This is a genomic window from Saccharomonospora iraqiensis subsp. paurometabolica YIM 90007, assembly GCF_000231035.2.
Taxonomy (GTDB): domain Bacteria; phylum Actinomycetota; class Actinomycetes; order Mycobacteriales; family Pseudonocardiaceae; genus Saccharomonospora; species Saccharomonospora paurometabolica.
In genome coordinates, this window is record NZ_KI912238.1 from 195,777 (window position 1) to 196,153 (window position 377).

The following is a 377-nucleotide window of genomic DNA, read 5'->3' on the forward strand; positions in this document are numbered from 1 at the left end:
CGGCGGAGCAGGCCCCGCAGGCCCCGGCCGCCGGGGCCACGGCGCAGGCCGCACCGTCCGGCGACACGTCCTCGGGCACCCCGGTGACCCTGCCGGAGCTCGGGGAGAGCGTCACCGAGGGCACGGTCACCCGGTGGCTCAAGCAGGTGGGCGACTCGGTCGAGGTGGACGAGCCGCTGCTGGAGATCTCCACCGACAAGGTCGACACCGAGGTCCCCTCCCCCGTCGCGGGGACCGTGGTGCAGCTGTCCGTGGGCGAGGACGAGACCGTCGAGGTCGGCTCGCAACTCGCCCTGGTCGGCGCCCCGGGAGCCCAGCCGGCCGCGCAGCCCGCGCCGGAACAGGCGGCACCGCAGGCGGCACCGGAGCAGCCCGCT

The 377-nt window shown here is 76.9% G+C and carries 1 protein-coding gene; it reads left to right on the forward strand.

Annotated elements, in window-relative coordinates:
* A partial coding sequence (locus SACPADRAFT_RS27510; RefSeq protein ID WP_040924299.1) for a biotin/lipoyl-containing protein occupies nucleotides 1-377 on the forward strand: 377 nt, incomplete at both ends.